Source organism: Geodermatophilus sp. SMS 5-13 (genome assembly GCF_059428245.1).
Genome location: NZ_CP165729.1, coordinates 3986025 through 4002601, shown reverse-complemented (window position 1 = coordinate 4002601; position 16577 = coordinate 3986025). Strand labels below are relative to the sequence as shown.

13 protein-coding genes are annotated in these 16577 nt (G+C 74.2%); 7 read left to right on the top strand and 6 right to left on the bottom strand.

Annotated elements, in window-relative coordinates; translation table 11 throughout:
- The first annotated feature begins 23 nt into the window (after positions 1 to 23).
- Positions 24 to 176 carry a hypothetical protein gene (locus tag AB3388_RS19355; protein ID WP_495406947.1) on the top strand — a complete coding sequence of 51 codons (153 nt, stop codon included), beginning with the start codon at positions 24 to 26 and terminating at the stop codon, positions 174 to 176.
- A gap of 85 nt (positions 177 to 261) precedes the next feature.
- Here AB3388_RS19355 and AB3388_RS19350 read toward each other — a convergent pair whose 3' ends face one another.
- Both AB3388_RS19350 and proA read right to left on the bottom strand, forming a co-directional pair.
- Positions 262 to 714, bottom strand: a complete 453-nt coding sequence (locus tag AB3388_RS19350; protein WP_495406946.1) for a hypothetical protein — start codon at positions 712 to 714, stop codon at positions 262 to 264.
- A gap of 114 nt (positions 715 to 828) precedes the next feature.
- A complete protein-coding gene (gene proA / locus AB3388_RS19345; RefSeq protein WP_495406945.1) occupies positions 829 to 6720 on the bottom strand; it encodes an anti-phage protein ProA in 5892 nt (1963 codons plus the stop codon).
- A gap of 194 nt (positions 6721 to 6914) precedes the next feature.
- On the opposite strand from proA, the gene AB3388_RS19340 reads away from it, so the two are divergent.
- Positions 6915 to 7673, top strand: a complete 759-nt coding sequence (locus AB3388_RS19340) for a DUF6884 domain-containing protein (protein ID WP_495406944.1) — start codon at positions 6915 to 6917, stop codon at positions 7671 to 7673.
- A gap of 3 nt (positions 7674 to 7676) precedes the next feature.
- Here the strand turns inward: AB3388_RS19340 and AB3388_RS19335 are convergent, their stop codons facing one another.
- The 3 genes from AB3388_RS19335 to AB3388_RS19325 all read right to left on the bottom strand — a co-directional run bounded on the left by AB3388_RS19335 (position 7677) and on the right by AB3388_RS19325 (position 10529).
- Complete coding sequence (locus AB3388_RS19335; protein ID WP_495406943.1) at positions 7677 to 8333, bottom strand: SMP-30/gluconolactonase/LRE family protein; 657 nt, start codon at positions 8331 to 8333, stop codon at positions 7677 to 7679.
- The gene (locus AB3388_RS19330; RefSeq protein ID WP_495406942.1) at positions 8330 to 9559 is read right to left on the bottom strand and encodes a Zn-dependent hydrolase; all 1230 of its coding nucleotides are present in this window, start codon (positions 9557 to 9559) and stop codon (positions 8330 to 8332) included. The genes AB3388_RS19335 and AB3388_RS19330 overlap by 4 nt, the downstream gene beginning before the upstream one ends.
- Before the next feature lie 79 nt (positions 9560 to 9638).
- A complete protein-coding gene (locus tag AB3388_RS19325) occupies positions 9639 to 10529 on the bottom strand; it encodes an isocitrate lyase/PEP mutase family protein (RefSeq protein ID WP_495406941.1) in 891 nt (296 codons plus the stop codon).
- Between the two features lie 118 nt (positions 10530 to 10647).
- Here AB3388_RS19325 and AB3388_RS19320 point away from each other — a divergent pair, with 118 nt between their 5' ends.
- Genes AB3388_RS19320 through AB3388_RS19300 form a run of 5 tightly spaced genes read left to right on the top strand, consistent with a single transcriptional unit; the run spans position 10648 to position 16355 of the window.
- Positions 10648 to 11328 carry a GntR family transcriptional regulator gene (locus tag AB3388_RS19320; RefSeq protein ID WP_495406940.1) on the top strand — a complete coding sequence of 227 codons (681 nt, stop codon included), beginning with the start codon at positions 10648 to 10650 and terminating at the stop codon, positions 11326 to 11328.
- Positions 11325 to 13382, top strand: coding sequence for a hydantoinase/oxoprolinase family protein (locus tag AB3388_RS19315; protein WP_495406939.1), 2058 nt, complete (start codon positions 11325 to 11327; stop codon positions 13380 to 13382). Before AB3388_RS19320 ends, AB3388_RS19315 begins: the two co-directional genes overlap by 4 nt.
- A 3-nt stretch (positions 13383 to 13385) precedes the next feature.
- A complete protein-coding gene (locus AB3388_RS19310; protein ID WP_495406938.1) occupies positions 13386 to 15257 on the top strand; it encodes a hydantoinase B/oxoprolinase family protein in 1872 nt (623 codons plus the stop codon).
- A complete protein-coding gene (locus AB3388_RS19305) occupies positions 15257 to 15859 on the top strand; it encodes an isochorismatase family protein (RefSeq protein WP_495406937.1) in 603 nt (200 codons plus the stop codon). Before AB3388_RS19310 ends, AB3388_RS19305 begins: the two co-directional genes overlap by 1 nt.
- A 37-nt stretch (positions 15860 to 15896) precedes the next feature.
- A complete protein-coding gene (locus tag AB3388_RS19300) occupies positions 15897 to 16355 on the top strand; it encodes an NUDIX hydrolase (protein WP_495406936.1) in 459 nt (152 codons plus the stop codon).
- On the opposite strand, the gene AB3388_RS19295 is transcribed toward AB3388_RS19300, so the two are convergent.
- Positions 16352 to 16528, bottom strand: a complete 177-nt coding sequence (locus AB3388_RS19295; protein ID WP_495406935.1) for a hypothetical protein — start codon at positions 16526 to 16528, stop codon at positions 16352 to 16354. The two genes, AB3388_RS19300 and AB3388_RS19295, sit on opposite strands and share 4 nt — an antisense overlap.
- Positions 16529 to 16577 lie beyond the last annotated feature (49 nt).

Genomic DNA, 16577 nt, shown 5'->3' with positions numbered 1-16577 from the left:
CGGACCGAGACAGGGAGACACACGTGAAGCTGATGCGCAGCGCGATCGCGGCCGCGATCGCCAAGAAGGTCTTCGACGAGGCGAGGAAGCCGCAGAACCAGCAGAAGATCAAGGACTTCATCGCCCAGATGCAGAACAAGTCCGGCGCCAAGCGCCCGCCGAAGGGCCGCTACTGAGGTAGTCCCGCGTTGATCATCGGCGGGTGGTTGCCCCCTCCGGCGTGTCCACCAGCCACCTGCCGATGATCAACCGCGCGAGGGCTCAGCTGAAGCGCCAGCGGAGCTGACCGCTCCCGCCGGCGATGCAGACCAGGGGACGGTCGGCGGCGGTCACGGCGAGGGTGCCCTCGGCACCGCAGGGCTTGCCGGGGCTGCCGACGACGACGTCCGCGGCCGCGGGGACGGCGACCGGCTCGGGGGTCGGCGCCGCGGTCGTCTCCGCGGGGGCCGGCTGGGGCGAGGGCGTGACGACGGGTGCCTCGGGCACCGTCGACGTCGGTGCCGCCACCCCGTGCGGCAGGCCGCCGCGGCCCGTGGGCTCGGTGGCCGGGTCGGTGGTGAGCGAGGAGTTGTCCTGCGGCCGCTCGGACGAGGCCGGCGCCGTCACCGTGAGGCCGCCGACGAGCGCGAAACCGACCGCGGCGGCCACGACGAGCGCCGCCGTCCAGCGGACCGGCAGCGGTCGGACGCTGATGCGGTCTTCGGACCAGCGCACGGCGGTCACCTCCAGGTGCCGAGTAGACACCGACGGTAAGCACGTGATACCGCAGCGTCCCGGCTGCCGCGCCTGTTCGGCGGCCAGGTCGTGACGGATGGGGTGCGTGGTGCGTCAGCCCGCGTTGATCAGGCCCGACTCCTGCTCGGCGAGCCGGCCGTCGCCGAGCGCCGCGTCGAGGGCGGCCTCGAGCACCGGGGTCACCGTCGGCGTCCGCCGCTTGTAGCCGAACACCGTCGCGGCCTGGGTGAGCAGCTCGTCGCGCGCCATGCCCGCGGCCGCGCGGCACAGCGCCGCCATCGCGTTGACGATCTCCTCCGGCGGCACGTGCTCCAGCGGGCGCTCGCTGCTGGCGGACTGCCGCCGGAAGACGGCGTAGCCCGCGCGGTCGGCGCCGTCCGGCCACATCCACCCGTCGTCGGCCAGCGCCGAGGGCGGCAGCACCGAGAGGATCGCGTTCTTCCGCGCCTCGGTGACCCGGGTCAGGCCGAACGCGCCCGCGGTCAGCCGCACCAGCCGGTCGACGTGGATCGGGCCCTCGGCCTTGATGCCGGCGGTCAGCACCCGCCGCACCACCCGCGCCGACTTCGCCGCAGGCAGCTCGTCGAGGACCGTCTTCTCACCGGCCGTCCGCGGCGTCCACGGCACGAACGCCGTCTCGCCGTCCAGGACGGCGGGTCCGGCCGGAGCGGGCGCGACAGGCTTCGGCCGGGGCGCCGGGGCGGGGGCCGGAGCCGGCGCGGGGGTGGCCGGCACCGCGACCGACGCGGTCACCGACGCCCGCAGCGCGGCCACGCCCTTGAACGACTCGACCGCGGCGGTGGGGAACGGGATGGGCGCCGGGACCTCGACCGGAGCCGACTCGATCGCCGTCGCCAGGTGCTCGACGACCGACGCGGGGTCGGCCAGCCACGACGGCAGCCACACCCGCTCGACCACCGGCCAGCGCAGCATCCCGCCGAGCACCTCGACCGGCAGCCCGTCCCGGTCGCCGACGGTTCCGCGGCGGGCCCAGGCCGGCCCGTCCAGCAGCACCGCCATCACCGGGGTGTCGGGGTCGGCGGCGCGCGCCACCGACAGGTCGATCCGGAACTCGGACAGGCCGACGTCGGTGCGCACCACCAGGCCGCGGGCGCGCAGGGCCGAGGCGATCTCCTCGCGGTGCCGGTCCACGACCGACGTCGAGCGGGCGTCGCGCGGCAGCACGTCGGTGCCCATCGCGGCCAGGTCCAGGTAGGCCCGCAGGTGCTTGATGCCCACCGAGGAGGTCTCCTCGGCCCGCAGCTGCCCGGGGTCGAAGGAGGAGAAGACGACGACCTGCCGCCGCGCGCGGGTCACCGCGACGTTGAGCCGCCGCTCGCCGCCCACCCGGTTCAGCGGGCCGAAGTTCAGCGGCAGCTGGCCCTTCTCGTTCACCGAGAAGGCGGTGGAGAAGAAGACGACGTCGCGCTCGTCGCCCTGCACGTTCTCCAGGTTCTTAACGAACAGGCCCTCGCCGTCGGCGCGGTCCAGCGCCTCGGTCAGCCGCTCGTCGTCGGCGTCGCGCAGCAGCGTCTCGATCAGCGCCCGCTGCTGGGCGTTGAAGGTGACGACGCCGATCGAAGGAGGGCCCCCCGGCGGCGGCGCGCCCGCCGACAGGGCGAACCGGCGCCGGATCTCGGCGACGATCGCCTCGGCCTCGACCGGGTTGGTGCGCAGCAGCCGGCCGCCGCCGGAGCGGTGGAAGGTGCCGTTCACCCGCACCAGCGAGACCCCGCGGCCGTCCGGCTCGGCCGAGGGCCGCCCGTGGGTGGGCGCCGGGAACGACGAGAGCCGGTTCTCGTAGTACTGGGCGTTGGAGAACGCGATCAGCGACTCGTCCTGGCTGCGGTAGTGCCACGACAGCCAGTGCCGCGGCACCCGCGCCTGCACGCACTCGGAGAGGATCGACTCCTCGTCCTCCACGGCGGTGCCGCCGAAGTCGCCGGCCTCGTCCTCCGCGCCGGTGGTCGGCTCGGCGAACGACGTCGGCGGCATCTGCCGGGAGTCGCCGACGACGACCGCCGTCCGTGCGCGGCCCAGCGCGCCGACCGCGTCGGCCACGCGGATCTGCGAGGCCTCGTCGAAGACGACGACGTCGAACAGCCGGGTGTCGGCCGGGAAGAACCGCGCCACCGAGTCGGGGCTGACCAGCACGATCGGCATGACCGTGGTGATCAGCTCGCCGTACTGCGCCAGCAGCGCCCGCACGCCCAGGCCGCGCCGCTGCCGGGCGAGCTCCCGCTGCAGCGCGCCGACCTGCCCGGCGCCGAGCGCGGCGTCGAACGGCCGCGCGTCGACGACCGCGGCCGGCAGCGCCGAGGTCAGGTGCCGGCGCACCGCCTGCGACGCCGCGGTGAACCGGCGGATCGCCTTCTCGTGGAACTCGGCGTCGAACAGGTCCAAGCCGGTCGCGTCCCGCCGCTCGGCGACCGACGCCTCGGCCACGCCGCGGTCGTACGCGCGGACCGCGTCGTCGGCGTGCACCTGGCCGCTGACCAGCAGCGCGCGCGCCTCGATCAGCCCGGCGGTGCGCAGCGGCTCGAGGGTGTCGAGGAAGGAGACCCACCGGCGCAGCGACATCAGCCCGGGGTGCTCGACGCCGCGCTCGGGGCGGGTCATCGTCCAGCGCAGCGCCAGGCCGTCGTCCCCGGTCCACTGCGACAGCGCCGGCGAGGTGGTGCGGCAGACGTCGAGCAGGCGGACGACGGCGTCGCGCAGGCGGGTCACCTTCGCCGCGCCGCCCGGATCGTCGGTCTCGCCGCCGACGATGAGCTTGCGCAGCGCGACGTGGAACGGGCCGGAGCCGTCGACGGCCACCGCCGCCCGGCGCAGCCACGCGACCTGGCGGTCGATCAGCCCGGGGTCGGTGAACGGGTTCCAGCCCTCGGGGACGGCGATCCCGGGGATGGACGCCGCCCGCGCGGCGATCGCGGTCACCCCGTTCTGCACGCGCCACAGCCCCTCGACGAGCGCGGGCACGTCCTTGGGCCGGACGGAGGCGCCGGGCACGAACGCGCCCGCGAGGCGGTCGCGGACGGCGATCAGCCGGCGCCGCCGGCCGAACCAGCCCGACGCCGCGGCGCTGTGCGCGGCCACGTAGATCTCGGCCAGCGGCAGGCTCAGCGCCTCGGGGGTGGCGACATCCATGCCCGGGTGGCGGAACGCGGTGAACGCCGCGACCTCGCCCTGCATCGCCGCGGTGGCCGCCGTCCAGTACTCGCCGAAGGTCTCGTCGAGGACGTCGAGGCCGATCGGCGGGCCGGTGAGCAGGTGCGCGACGGCGTCGAGGTCCTCGGGGGTGCGCGCGTGCCGCAGCACCGAGGCCAGCGGCGTGCCGACCGGCAGGTCGCGCACCGCCTCGTCGACCTCGACGGCGGCGGCGTGCGCCGCGGGCAGGTCGATGGCCGGCGAGTCGACGAACGCCCACGGGTGGCGCGGCGAGGGGCGGGTCAGGTCGGCGATGTCGGGCAGCAGCGCCAGGGCGCGGCGCACCGCGGTCAGGGTCTCGTCGGGGGCGCCGGCCACGAACGGCGGCGGCACCGGCAGCGTCGGCACGTCGGTGCCGGCTGACAGCTCCGCCGTCCGCGCCGAGTACAGCGACAGCCCGGCGGCGTTGGGCGCGTGCAGCCGGTCGGCGTAGCGGGCCAGCAGCCGGCGGGCGCTGCGCAGGTCCTCGCCGTCGGCGGCCAGCCCCTGGGTGTCGACGGCGACGGCGTGCTCGAGCGCCTCGCGGATCTGCGCCCGCACCACCGACGCGCGGCTGCCCTTGTCGTGCAGGTCCAGCGCGAACGGGCCCATGCCGACGGCGTCGAGCCGTCGGGCGACGACGTCGAGCGCGGCCCGCTTCTCGGCGACGAACAGCACGCGCTTGCCGTCGGCGACCGCCCGCGTGAGCAGGTTGGTGATCGTCTGGGACTTGCCGGTGCCGGGCGGGCCCTCGAGCACGAAGGTGCGCCCGGCGCTCGCCTCGGCGATCGCGCGCAGCTGCGACGCGTCGGCCGGCGCCGGCAGCGCCGCGGCCAGCTCGTCGAGGTCGGCGAACTCGGCGCCGCCGCGGACCGGGTCGTCGAACGGCTCGGCGGGCTCGTAGACCAGGTGCTGCACCAGCGCGTTCTCGGCGAAGCGGGCCCAGTGCTCGTCGAGGTCCTTCCACAGCCGGTACTTGGCGAACTGCAGGATCGCCAGGTCCGCGGTCGGCTCGACGCGGTAGGGGAGCCGGTAGCCGACGAGCGCCGTCCGCATGGCCTCCAGCGCGGCGTCGAGATCGACGCCGGCGCCGTCCGCCGTCGGCTCGGCGAGCTGGGGGACGGTCAGCCCGTGCAGCTGGCGCAGCTTCTCCAGCAGGCAGTAGTTGGGCGTGCTGGAGCCGGACTCGTCGAGGGCGATCCGGTAGCCGCCGGTCCGGCCGGTGGGCGTGAGCGTGACCGGCACGAGGATCAGCGGCGAGCGCAGCGGCCGGCCGTCGAGCTCCCAGACCAGGCTGCCGAGGGCCAGATAGAGGTTGTTGGCGCCGGTCTCCTCGACCACGGTCTTGGCCTTGTAGGCCAGGTTGCGCAGCTTGGGCAGGTAGCCGGCCTCGGTGACGTCGGCGTGCACCGAGCGGCGCTCGACCAGCGCCTCGGCGAGCTGCTCGTCGGGCAGCTCGCGGGCGGTGGCGGCGCCGCGCTCCTTCGCGACCGCGGCGAGCTGGTCGGCCGGCAGGAGGGTGATCGGCGTCCCGTCGTGGACGAAGTTCTCGAGGATGCCCAGCGATCCGCCGGGGACGACGAGCGGCAGCCCGGAGCGCTCGGTGTAGTTGATCAGCCGGTTGCGCAGCGAGAGGTCGAGCAGCGCGTTCTTCCACTGCTGCACGCGCGGCGGCGCGTCGGGGCGGACGGCGCCCTCCCGAGGCCCGGCCGGGGGAGCGGCGTGCCGGGACTCGGTGGGGCGGTACTCGACGATCTGCAGCACGCCGTGGGCGTCGCGGGCGCGGGCGGGCAGCGGCAGGATGCCGTCGCGCCGGGCGCGGTGCACGTCGGTGACGCCGAGGACCCGGTCGAGGTCGCCGGTCAGCCAGTCGGCGTAGGCGGGCCGGGTCGTGCCCTCGGCGGTGAGCTGCGTCGTCTCGACCAGGCCGATCAGCCCGAGGTCGACGAGGTTGACCAGCGGCGCGACGTCGGTGGTGGCGGCGCTCTCGGCGCTGCGCTCCTCCCGCCAGTAGCCGAGGAAGGCGTGCCCCTCGGCCAGCCACAGCAGCGGCCGGACGCCGGCCTGCTCCAGCGCGGCGGCGAGCAGGACGACGGTGTCCAGGGGCGTGCCGACCCGCCAGGTGAGGACGTCGCCGGGCGTGCGCACCTGCTGGCCGATCTCGGTCCAGCTGGCCGGCGGCTCGCTGAAGCGGATGCCGTGGCCGCGGATCGCCTCGCCCAGTGCCGCGACGATCGCGTCCACCCGCTCGGGGCCGCCGTCGTAGCCGTCGACGAGGTCGCTGCCGGTGTCCCGGTCGAGGATCGCCGCGGCCTCCTCGATCAGGCCGGTGATCGCGGGGTGGTTGGGCTGCACGTGTGCCGCCAGCATCTCCAGCGCCAGCGGCACGGGCGTGGCCAGCCACTGCTGGGCGGCGAGCACCCGCACCGGCGTGCTGGCGTGCCCCAGGACCTGCTCGCCGGCGACCACCTCGACGTCGATGACGCCCGGGCGCTGGCTGTCGACCTGCAGCATCGCGGCGGGGTCGAGGGTGAGCGCGACGTCCGGGAGCACCGTCGTCCGGCCCTCGTCGAGGTCGGCGGTCAGCTCGACGGCGGTGCCGATCGGGCCCTCGGGGTCGCGCACCGACAGGCGCACCGTGGCGCCGCGGACCTGCGCGGTCGAGGTGAGCGCCAGCCGGTTGACCACCGGGACGCGGTTGTGCGCGAGCGCGTAGCTCAGCACCGGGGTGCTGGTGATCTCGACGGAGACCGACGTCGCCGGGACGACGTCGGCCGTCCGGAGCTCAGCGGTGTCCATGCGACTTGTCTACCGGGTGAGGACGGACCAGTCCGCCCAGGGGTCTGGTGTCCGGGGCGGGTGTGACGGGTGTGACGGAGGGATGCCCGAGATCACAGCGTGGACACGTGGCGTGAGGCGCCGTGTACGCCGATGGGGTCTTTCTGCCCGCGGGACGGGTCGGGCCGGCTGTGACCGGCGCTACGGTCCGGCCGATGAGCACCGAGCACCTGCCCACGATCTGGGAGCTGCTGGCCGAGGCGGCGCAGACGCTGCCCGAGCCGTTCAGCCGTGCCGCGCTGATCAACTGGGTGAGCGCCCGCCGTCCGGAGGTCGGGATCGCCTCGATCGCCGCGCACATCCAGTTCGCCACCGACAACGCCAGCCACACGCAGGCCACGCCGTTCGCCGGCCGCACGCCGCTGCTGCACCGGGTCGGCCGCGGCACCTACCGCCGCTACCGGGCGCCCGTGCCGCAGCGCTGGGCGCCGCCGGAGGTGGCCGCGGGCACGCCGTCCGGCGGCGGCCGCGTCGTCCTGATCGGCTCGTCCGGCGCGGTGGCGACCGGCGTCCAGCCGGCGGCGCGGTTGTTCGAGAGCCCCGGATTCGCCCGCGCCCGGGAGCACGCCCAGCGGTCCGGCTGCCCGTGGTTCGTGCTGTCGGCCAAGCACGGGCTGCTCGACCCCGACGACGTCGTCGGCCCGTTCGACGTCCTCTTCGGCGACCAGTCCGTCGGCTACCGGACGGCGTGGGCCGAGTGGGTGGTCGCCCAGCTCGCCGACCGCGTGCGGCTGCCCGGCACCACCGTCGAGGTGCACGGCGGCGTCGACTTCGCGCAGCCGCTGCGCACCCCGCTGGCCCGGCGCGGCGCCGCCCTCGAACTGCCGCTCCCCGACGGCTGGCTGGACGACGAGCCCGACACCCCGTCGACGCTCGGCCGGCTCCGCGACCGGCTGCACCGCCGCCGCGCCTGACGGTCACGGCCGCCCGGCGTGCGGCACCTCCACCTCGGTGGTCACCAGCACCGCCTCGCGCAGCGGCGCCCGGATGTGGGCGAAGGGGTCGGGCGCGGCGGCGATGAGCAGGGTGCGGCCGTCGTCCCCGCCGAGCATGCAGGCGTAGCAGCCCATGCCGTCCGGCCGCGGGATCTCCTCGACGAGCGTGCCGTCCGGCGTGATGACGGCGCCGTTCGGGCCGTGCAGGTCCTCGGCGACGACGGTCACCGTGCCGTCGGGGTCCACCCGCTTGAGCGACGTCGTCGCGATGTCCTCGCCCTCGTCGGGGTCGAAGCCGACGTCGCCGACGAACACGCGGCCGGCGTCGTCGGCGACGCAGTCGTTGGCGTGCCCGCCGCAGTACGCGGACAGGTCCGCCAGGGTGGACAGCTCGCCGTCCGCGAGGCGCAGGAGCCGGCGGTCCGTCATCGAGACGATCACCATCGAGCCGTCGCACACCCAGCCCAGCCCGGACGGCTGCTGCTCGATCTCGGCGACCACCGTGCTCGCGCCGTCCGGGGTGATCCGGGTGACCAGGTGCGTGCAGAAGTCCGAGATCCACCACGCGCCGTCGTGCCAGCGGGGTCCCTCGAAGAACGAGCCGCCGGTGAACAGCGTGCGCAGTGACCTCGTCGTCATGCCGACGGACGCTGTTGGGCCAGCTCGGCGACCGTCTCGGTGAGCACCGTCAGCGCCGGTTCGTAGAGCTCTGGCGCCGTGTACTCGTCCGGCGCGTGGCTGACCCCGTTGCGGCTGGGCACGAACAGCATCGCCGCCGGCACGTGCTCGGCCAGCACCATCGCGTCGTGCCCGGCGCCGCTGACCAGCTCGACCACCTCGGTGCCGGTCGCGGTCACCTGCCGGGCGAGCAGCGCGCGCAGCTCGCGGTCCAGCTCGGTCGCCGGGTGCAGGAACGTCTGGACGACGTCGGCCGCCAGCCCCTCCGCCGACGCCGCCTCGTTCACGTGCCGCTGGACGAGCTGGTCGGCCCGGTCCATGGCCGCCGCCGTCGCCCCGCGGATGTCGACGGTGAACCGCGCGACGCCGGGGATGACGTTGGCGCCGCCCGGCTCCACCTCGATCCGGCCGACGTTGACGGTCATGCCCTCCTCGGCTCGGACGGCGTCGCGCAGATCCAGCACGGTGCGGGCGGCGCCGGCCAGCGCGTCCTGCCGCGCGTCCATCGGCGTCGTCCCGGCGTGGTTGGCGGTGCCGCGCAGGGTGACCACGTAGCCGCGCATGCCGACGATCGCCGACACCACCGCCACCCGCTGCCCGGCGCGCTCCAGCCGCGGGCCCTGCTCGATGTGCAGCTCGAGGTAGTGCCCGACCCGGTCGACCACCGTGGCGCCGGGGAGCGCGGCCGGGTCGCCGCCGGTTGCCGTCATCGCGTCGCGCAGCACGACACCGTCGGCGTCCACCCGGTCGAGGAAGTGCGTGACGTCGTCGCCGCAGAAGGCGTGGCTGCCGAACATCGACGCGTCGTAGCGGGTGCCCTCCTCGTCGTTGAACGCGACCAGCCAGACGGGACGGCGCGGCGCGAACCCGCGCTCGCGCAGCCGGTGCAGCACCTCCAGGCCGCCGAGCACGCCGAACGCGCCGTCGTAGCGGCCGCCGTCGGGAACGGTGTCCAGGTGCGAGCCGACGACCACCGCCGGCGCATCCGGCTCCGAGCCCGCCCACCGGCAGACGACGTTGCCGGCCGGGTCGACCTCCGCCTCCAGCCCGAGCTCGGTGGCCTTGCCGACGAGCCACGCGTTCGCCTCGGCGAGCTCCGGCGACCACGACACCCGCGTCACCCCGCCGGAGGGCCGCCCGCCGATCGTGCCGAGTTCGTCCACCCAGGCCGCAAGTCTGGAGCTCATGGGCCCCGCACTACCCCGAGATGCGGACGCTTGTGCTCTGCCCACCAGGCTGGGCAGAGCACAAGGACGGCGGGAGGACTCAGCTGCCGGCGTAGCGCTGCTCCAGCTCCTGCACCTCGGGCAGCCCGATCAGGTCGGTGAACTCGCCGAACGACGGCAGCCCGTCGAGTGAGGGGACACCGTCCCGCTTCAGCGTCGCGAGCAGGGACCGGATCCCCGCCGTCGCGGCCAGCAGCGTGCCGATCGGGTAGATGACCAGCGCGAACCCGAGCTCGGCGATGCGCGCCAGCGACAGCGGCGGGGTTCTGCCGCCCTCGGCCCAGTTGAAGACCAGCGGTGCGACGCCGCGCAGCTCGGCGGCGACCGTCGCGATGTCGTCCTCCGAGGTCGGTGCCTCGACGAAGAGCAGGTCGGCGCCGGCGTCGGCGAACGCCTTCGCCCGGCCGATCGCCTCGTCCAGCCCGGCGACGGCGACGGCGTCGGTGCGGGCGATGATCACCAGGTCGGGGTCGCGCCGCGCCTCCACCGCAGCGCGGATCTTGCCCACCATCTCGTCGGCGCCGATCAGCGCCTTGCCGCTCATGTGCCCGCACTTCTTGGGCATGACCTGGTCCTCGAGCTGGATGCCGGCCACCCCGGCCCGCTCGTAGAGCTGCACGGTCCGCAGCACGTTGAGCGCGTTGCCGTAGCCGGTGTCGGCGTCGGCGATCATCGGGACGTCGACGGCGGAGACGATCCGCCGCGCGTTGTCGGCCATCTCCGTGCTCGAGAGCAGCCCGACGTCGGGTCGCCCGATCAGCGAGGCCGTCGTCCCGAAGCCGGTCATGTAGACGACGTCGAAGCCTGCCTGCTCGATCAGCCGGGCCGACAGCGCGTCGTACGCGCCCGGCGCGACCAGGGGCGACGAGCGACCGAGCAGCTCCCGCAGCCGGGCCCGGGGCGTGCGGTCCGTGCTCAGCAGATCTCCCACCGCTGCTCTCCCTTGATATCCGGACTTGCATACAGACACCGGCACGTTCCCGGAAGGCATTGCCTCCCGGAATCCCTCCACCCTAGGTTTGCACACAATCAGCCGAGGGATGTGACCGGTGACACGTTCGCTGACGTCCGCGGAGCGGACGCTCGCCGCGCTCCGGGAGCTCATCCTGGACGGCGGCCTGCGCCCCGGCGCGCGGCTCGGCGAGGTGGAGCTCGCCGAGCGGCTCGGGGTCAGCCGCACGCCGGTCCGCGAGGCGCTGTCCCGGCTGGCCGCCGAGGGCCTGGTCGAGATCGCGCCCAACCGCGGCGCCCGCGTGGCCACCTGGACCGTCGCCGAGCTCGAGGGCGTCTTCGACCTGCGCGCCTCTCTCGAGCCGCAGCTGACCGGCTTCGCCGTCGCCCGCGCGAGCCAGCAGGACGTCGACGACCTCGACGCGCTGGCCCGGGAGATGCTCGAGGTCGGCTCCCCGGGGCCGGGCCAGGACCTCGACGCGCTCGTCCCGCTCAACCGCGCGTTCCACGACCGGCTCGTCGCACTGGCCGACCACCCCACGCTCGCCGCCGCGCTGGCCGCGGCGATCAAGACGCCGATCGTCGTCCGCAACTTCCACACCTACGACGAGGCGTCGCTGCGCCGCAGCCTCGCCCACCACGCCGAGATCGTGGCCGCCGTCCGCGCCGGCGACGCCGACTGGGCCCGCGCCGTCATGACCGCGCACATCTCCAACGCCCGCGCCGTGATGGTGCGCGCCGCACGCGAGCAAGCACCCCGAGAAGAGGAGGCCTCATGAGTTACCGGCTCGGTGTCGACGTCGGCGGCACCTTCACCGACGTGCTGCTCGTCGAGGAGGGCAGCGGTGCCACCTGGCGGGCGAAGACCGCCTCGACGCCGGCCGACCAGGCCGTCGGCGTGCTGAACGGCATCGGCAAGGTGTGCGCGGAGGCCGGCATCGGGCTCGCCGAGGTCGCCCAGGTGCTGCACGGAACCACGGTGGCGACCAACGCGATACTCGAGGGCAAGGGCGCCACGGTCGGGCTGGTCACCACCAAGGGCTTCCGGCAGGTGCTGCAGATCGCCCGCTCCTTCGTCCCCGGCGGGCTGGCCGGCTGGATCATCTGGCCCAAGCCCGAGCCGCTGGCCGACCTGCAGAACACCGTCGAGGTCGACGAGCGGATCGCCAGCGACGGCAACGTCGTCCGCCCGCTCGACGAGGACGACGTCCGCCGGCAGCTGGCGAAGCTGCAGGGCCGCGGCGTGCAGGCCCTCGCCGTCAGCCTGATCAACTCCTTCGCCGACCCCGCCCACGAGCGGCGGATCGCCGAGCTGGCCGCCGAGTTCCTGCCCGGCGTCCCGGTGTCGCTGTCCTCCGACGTGCTGCCCGAGCTGCGCGAGTACGAGCGCACGCTCACCACCGTCGCCAACGGCTACGTGCAGCCGCAGGTGAAGAAGTACGTGCAGAACATCTCCGACCGGCTGCGCGAGGGCGGCGTCGCCGGGGAGCTGGCGATCCTGCGGTCCGACGGCGGGCTGCAGTCCGCGGACGCCGCGATCGCCGCGCCGGTGACGATGCTGCTCTCCGGCCCGGCCGGCGGGGTCACCGGCGCGGTCTGGGTGGCCGAGCAGTGCGGCTACCGCGACCTGATCACCTTCGACATGGGCGGCACCTCCACCGACGTCGCCCTGGTGCAGGGGCTGACCCCGCGGATCGGCCGGGAGACCAAGGTCGGCGACCTCACCGTCCGCGCGTCCAGCGTCGACGTCCGCACGGTGGGCGCCGGCGGCGGGTCGATCGCGCACGTGCCCGAGCTGACCAAGGCGCTGCGCGTGGGGCCGCAGTCCGCGGGCGCCGACCCGGGGCCGGCCGCGTACGGCAAGGGCGGCGTGGACCCGACGGTCACCGACGCCAACGTCGTCCTCGGGTACCTGCCGCCGTCGCTGGCCGGCGGCGAGATCACCCTCGACGTCGACGCCGCCCGCGCCTCGGTCGGCAAGATCGCCGAGGCGATGGGGCTGGAGTCGGCGGAGGCCGCGGCCGCGGGGATCGTCGACATCGTCAACGAGAACATGCTCGGCGGCCTGCGGCTGGTCACCGTGCAGCGCGGCTTCGACCCCCGCGACTTCGCGCTGGTGGCCTTCGGCGGCGCCGGCCCGCTGCACGCCAACGCCCTCGGCAAGCTCACCGGCGCGTGGCCGGTGATCATCCCGCCCGGGCCCGGGCTGCTCTGCGCCCTCGGCGACGCGACGACCAGCCTGCGCGACGAGTCGGCGCGTACCGTGCTGCGCCGCTTCGCCGAGCTCTCCGGCACCGACTTCGCCGGCGTGCTGCGCGAGCTCGCCGCCGACGCCGGGCAGCGGCTGACCGGGCAGGGCCTGGACCCGGCCGAGCAGACGGTCAGCTACCAGGTCGACGTCCGCTACCACGGGCAGGGCTTCGAGATCCCGATCGACGTCGACCCGGCCTGGCTGGACGACGACGACCCGCTGGCCCGCCTCGCGCGGACCTTCGACGCCGAGCACAGCCGGCTGTTCAGCTTCCTGCTCGAGGTCGACCACGAGATGGTCAACGCCCGCGCGACGGTCACCGGACCGAAGCCCGACGTGGCGCCGGTGCACCTCGAACAGGGGGACGGCGACCCGTCCGGCGCGCTGGTCGACACCCACCCGGTCTTCGTGTCCGGCGGTCAGGTGGCGGCGAACGTCTACGACCGGGCGAAGCTGCGGGCCGGCGACGTGATCCGCGGGCCGGCGATCGTCACCGAGATGGACTCGACCACCCTCGTCCTGCCCGACCACGCGGCCACGGTGCACGCGTCCGGCTCGCTGCTCATCAACCCGGAGGCGTGAGACATGGCACGGATCATCGAGACCGCGACCGGCGCGATCGAGTCGGTCGACGTCGACCCGGTCACCCTCGACCTCATCGAGAACGGGCTGCGCAACGCCCGCTACGAGATGGACGAGGTGCTGTTCCGGACCGCGCTCTCGCCGGGCATCCGCGAGCAGCACGACGAGTTCCCGCTGATCGGCGACCCGAGCGGCAAGATGGTCGTCGGCCAGTTCGGCCTGTCCATCCCCGACTTCCTCGACGGCTTCGAGGACACCATCGAGGAGGGCGACGTCCTGCTGACGTCGGACCCCTACTCGTGCGGGGCCGCGATCAGCCACGCCAACGACTGGCTGCTGGTGCTGCCGATCTTCCACGAGGGCCGGGTGGTCGGCTGGGCGTCGATGTTCGGGCACATGAGCGACGTCGGCGGCAAGACGCCGTCGTCCATGCCGACCGACGCGCAGACGATCTACGAGGAGGGCGTGGTCATCCCGCCGTTCAAGCTCTACCGCAAGGGCGAGCTCAACGGCGACGCGCTGCGGATCATCCTCAACCAGGTCCGCAAGCCCGACTGGAACCGCGCCGACCTCAACGGCCTGGTCGCCGCCTGCCGCACCGCCTCCCGGCGGGTGGTCGAGATGTGCGAGCGGTTCGGCACCGCCACCTACCTGTCGGCGCTCGACGCGCTGCTGCAGCGCAACTACGACGCGATGAAGGTGCTGCTGCAGATGGTGTTCGAGGAGGGCCGCACCCTCTCGTTCACCGACTACATCTGCGACGACGGCGTCGGCAACGGCCCCTACGAGCTGAAGCTGTCCCTGACCCGGACCGGCGACAAGGTGCACCTGGACTTCACCGGCTCCTCGCCGCAGGCGATCGGGCCGGTGAACTACTACCTGAACGAGAACCTGGCCCGGATGTTCTTCGGCATCTACATGATCACCGTGGCCGATCCGCAGATCCTCTGGAACGACGGCTTCTACCCGCTGGTCGACGTCACGATCCCCGACGGCTCGTACTGGAAGCCGAAGTTCCCGGCCGCGCTCAACGGCCGCAACCACGGCATCGGCCGGGTGTTCGACCTGTTCGGCGGGCTGCTCGGGCAGACCAACCCGGCGCTGCTCAACGCGGCCGGCTTCTCCTCCTCGCCGCACTTCATGTACTCGGGCTTCTACTCCTCCGGCGAGCGGAAGGGGGAGTGGTTCCAGCTGTACTCGATCGGGTTCGGCGGCATCCCCGGCCGGCCGCTCGGCGACGGCCCGGACGGCCACTCGCTGTGGCCGAGCTTCGTCAACATCCCCTGCGAGTACCTGGAGTCGTACTACCCGCTGCGGATCGAGACGTGGGAGACCGTCGCCGACACCGGCGGGCCGGGCCTGCACCGCGGCGGCAACGGCGTCGACGTCGCCTACGTCTTCGAGGAGCCCGGCGAGATCGCCATCCACGACGACCGGTGGCTGACCTATCCCTGGGGCGTCAACGGCGGCCACCCCGGCGCGCGCGGGCGCAAGTGGATCGACCGCGCCGACGGCATCCGCGAGGTGCTGCCGAGCAAGATCCACGGCGTGCGGGTGTTCCCGGGCGACGTCCTGCACTTCGTCACCTGGGGCGGCGGCGGGTGGGGCGACCCGCTGGAGCGCGACCCGGGCCTCGTCGCGCTGGAGGTGCGGCGCGGGCTGGTCACGGCCGACGGCGCGCGGCGCTACGGCGTCGTCGTCACCGGCGACGGCACGGTGGACGACGAGGCGACCCGGGCGCTGCGGGAGCGGCTGCGCGCCGGCCGGCCGGCCGATCTGCCGGTGTTCGACATGGGGCCGCCGATCGAGGAGCTGCTGGCCCGCTGCGAGGAGGAGACCGGGCTGCCGGCGCCGAAGCGGCCGGTCTGGGTCTGATGGGCCCGCACGGGACGCCGTTCACCGGCCGGGTCGGCTGGGGGACGCGGCCGGCGGTGCTCGTCATCGACCTGGTCCGCGCCTACACCGACCCGGGCGGGCCGTTCGAGCTCCCCGCGCCGGGGCCGGCGGTCGCGGCGGCCGACGCCCTGGTGACGGCGGCCCGGGCCGGTGGGCACCCCGTGCTCTGGACGGCGGTTCGCTACGCGGCCGGGCTGGCCGACGGCGGGCTGTTCGTGCAGAAGGTGCCCGCGCTGGCCTGCTTCGCCGAGGGCGCGCCCGGCGGCTGGGGCGAGTTGGTGCTCAAGCCCGAGCCGTGGGAGCCGGTGGTGGTGAAGCAGTACGCGTCGGCGTTCTTCGGCACGCCGCTGGCCGCGACCCTGCACACCCTGGGCGTCGACACGCTGGTGCTCGCCGGCGTCTCGACGTCCGGGTGCGTGCGCGCCTCGGCGATGGACGCGCTCAACTCCGGCTTCCGCCCGCAGGTGGTGCGCGAGGCCTGCGCCGACCGGTCCGACGCGCTGCACGAGAACAACCTCGCCGACCTCGACGCCAAGTACGCCGACGTCCTCGCCCTCGAGGAGGCACTCACCCACCTGTAGGGCCAAAGTGGCCATTTTGGCCCCACAGGGAGGCGGGATGGCGAGGACGAGCGCGGGCGTGCTGCTGTACCGGCGGGCGGCGGACGGCGTCGAGGTGCTCATCGGGCACATGGGCGGGCCGTTCTGGGCGAAGAAGGACGCCGGCGGCTGGTCGATCCCGAAGGGCGAGTACGAGGACGCCGAGGACCCGTTCGCCGTCGCCCAGCGGGAGTTCGAGGAGGAGCTCGGCTCGCCGGTGCCCGCGACGGAGTTCACGCCGCTCGGCGAGGTGAAGACCAGCGGCAAGGTGCTCACGATCTGGGCGGCCGAGGGCGACCTCGACGCCGACGCCTCGCACAGCAACACGTTCCTGCTCGAGTGGCCGCCGAGGTCGGGGCGCATGCAGGAGTTCCCGGAGATCGACCGCGCGGCCTGGGTCGGCGTCGAGGAGGCGCGGGAGAAGCTGGTCAAGGGGCAGCTGCCGTTCCTGGACCGGCTGCTGGACTCCCTCGGCTAGGTGCTGATCGCCGGAAGGTGCAGGTTCACGCCGAAGAGCACCAGCGGCCACAGGATGACCGCGACGATCAGCGACAGGATCTCGGACAGGCCGGCCACGCTGTTGTAGCCGTTGGTCAGGGCGACGACGAGGCCGATGGCCAGGTAGACGAGGCCGAACAGCGAGATGCGCACGGGTCCTCCTCGGGGCTCGGACCTGCGAGTGTGCGCCGCCGTCCTGTGC

What these genes read in the sequence shown, in the direction of transcription:
- AB3388_RS19335 (WP_495406943.1), bottom strand. Translation starts at nt 8,333, where the DNA reads ATGACGACGAGGTCACTGCGCACGCTGTTCACCGGCGGCTCGTTCTTC.
- proA (WP_495406945.1), bottom strand. Translation starts at nt 6,720, where the DNA reads ATGGACACCGCTGAGCTCCGGACGGCCGACGTCGTCCCGGCGACGTCG.
- AB3388_RS19305 (WP_495406937.1), top strand. Translation starts at nt 15,257, where the DNA reads ATGGGCCCGCACGGGACGCCGTTCACCGGCCGGGTCGGCTGGGGGACG.
- AB3388_RS19310 (WP_495406938.1), top strand. Translation starts at nt 13,386, where the DNA reads ATGGCACGGATCATCGAGACCGCGACCGGCGCGATCGAGTCGGTCGAC.
- AB3388_RS19315 (WP_495406939.1), top strand. Translation starts at nt 11,325, where the DNA reads ATGAGTTACCGGCTCGGTGTCGACGTCGGCGGCACCTTCACCGACGTG.
- AB3388_RS19330 (WP_495406942.1), bottom strand. Translation starts at nt 9,559, where the DNA reads ATGAGCTCCAGACTTGCGGCCTGGGTGGACGAACTCGGCACGATCGGC.
- AB3388_RS19340 (WP_495406944.1), top strand. Translation starts at nt 6,915, where the DNA reads ATGAGCACCGAGCACCTGCCCACGATCTGGGAGCTGCTGGCCGAGGCG.
- AB3388_RS19300 (WP_495406936.1), top strand. Translation starts at nt 15,897, where the DNA reads ATGGCGAGGACGAGCGCGGGCGTGCTGCTGTACCGGCGGGCGGCGGAC.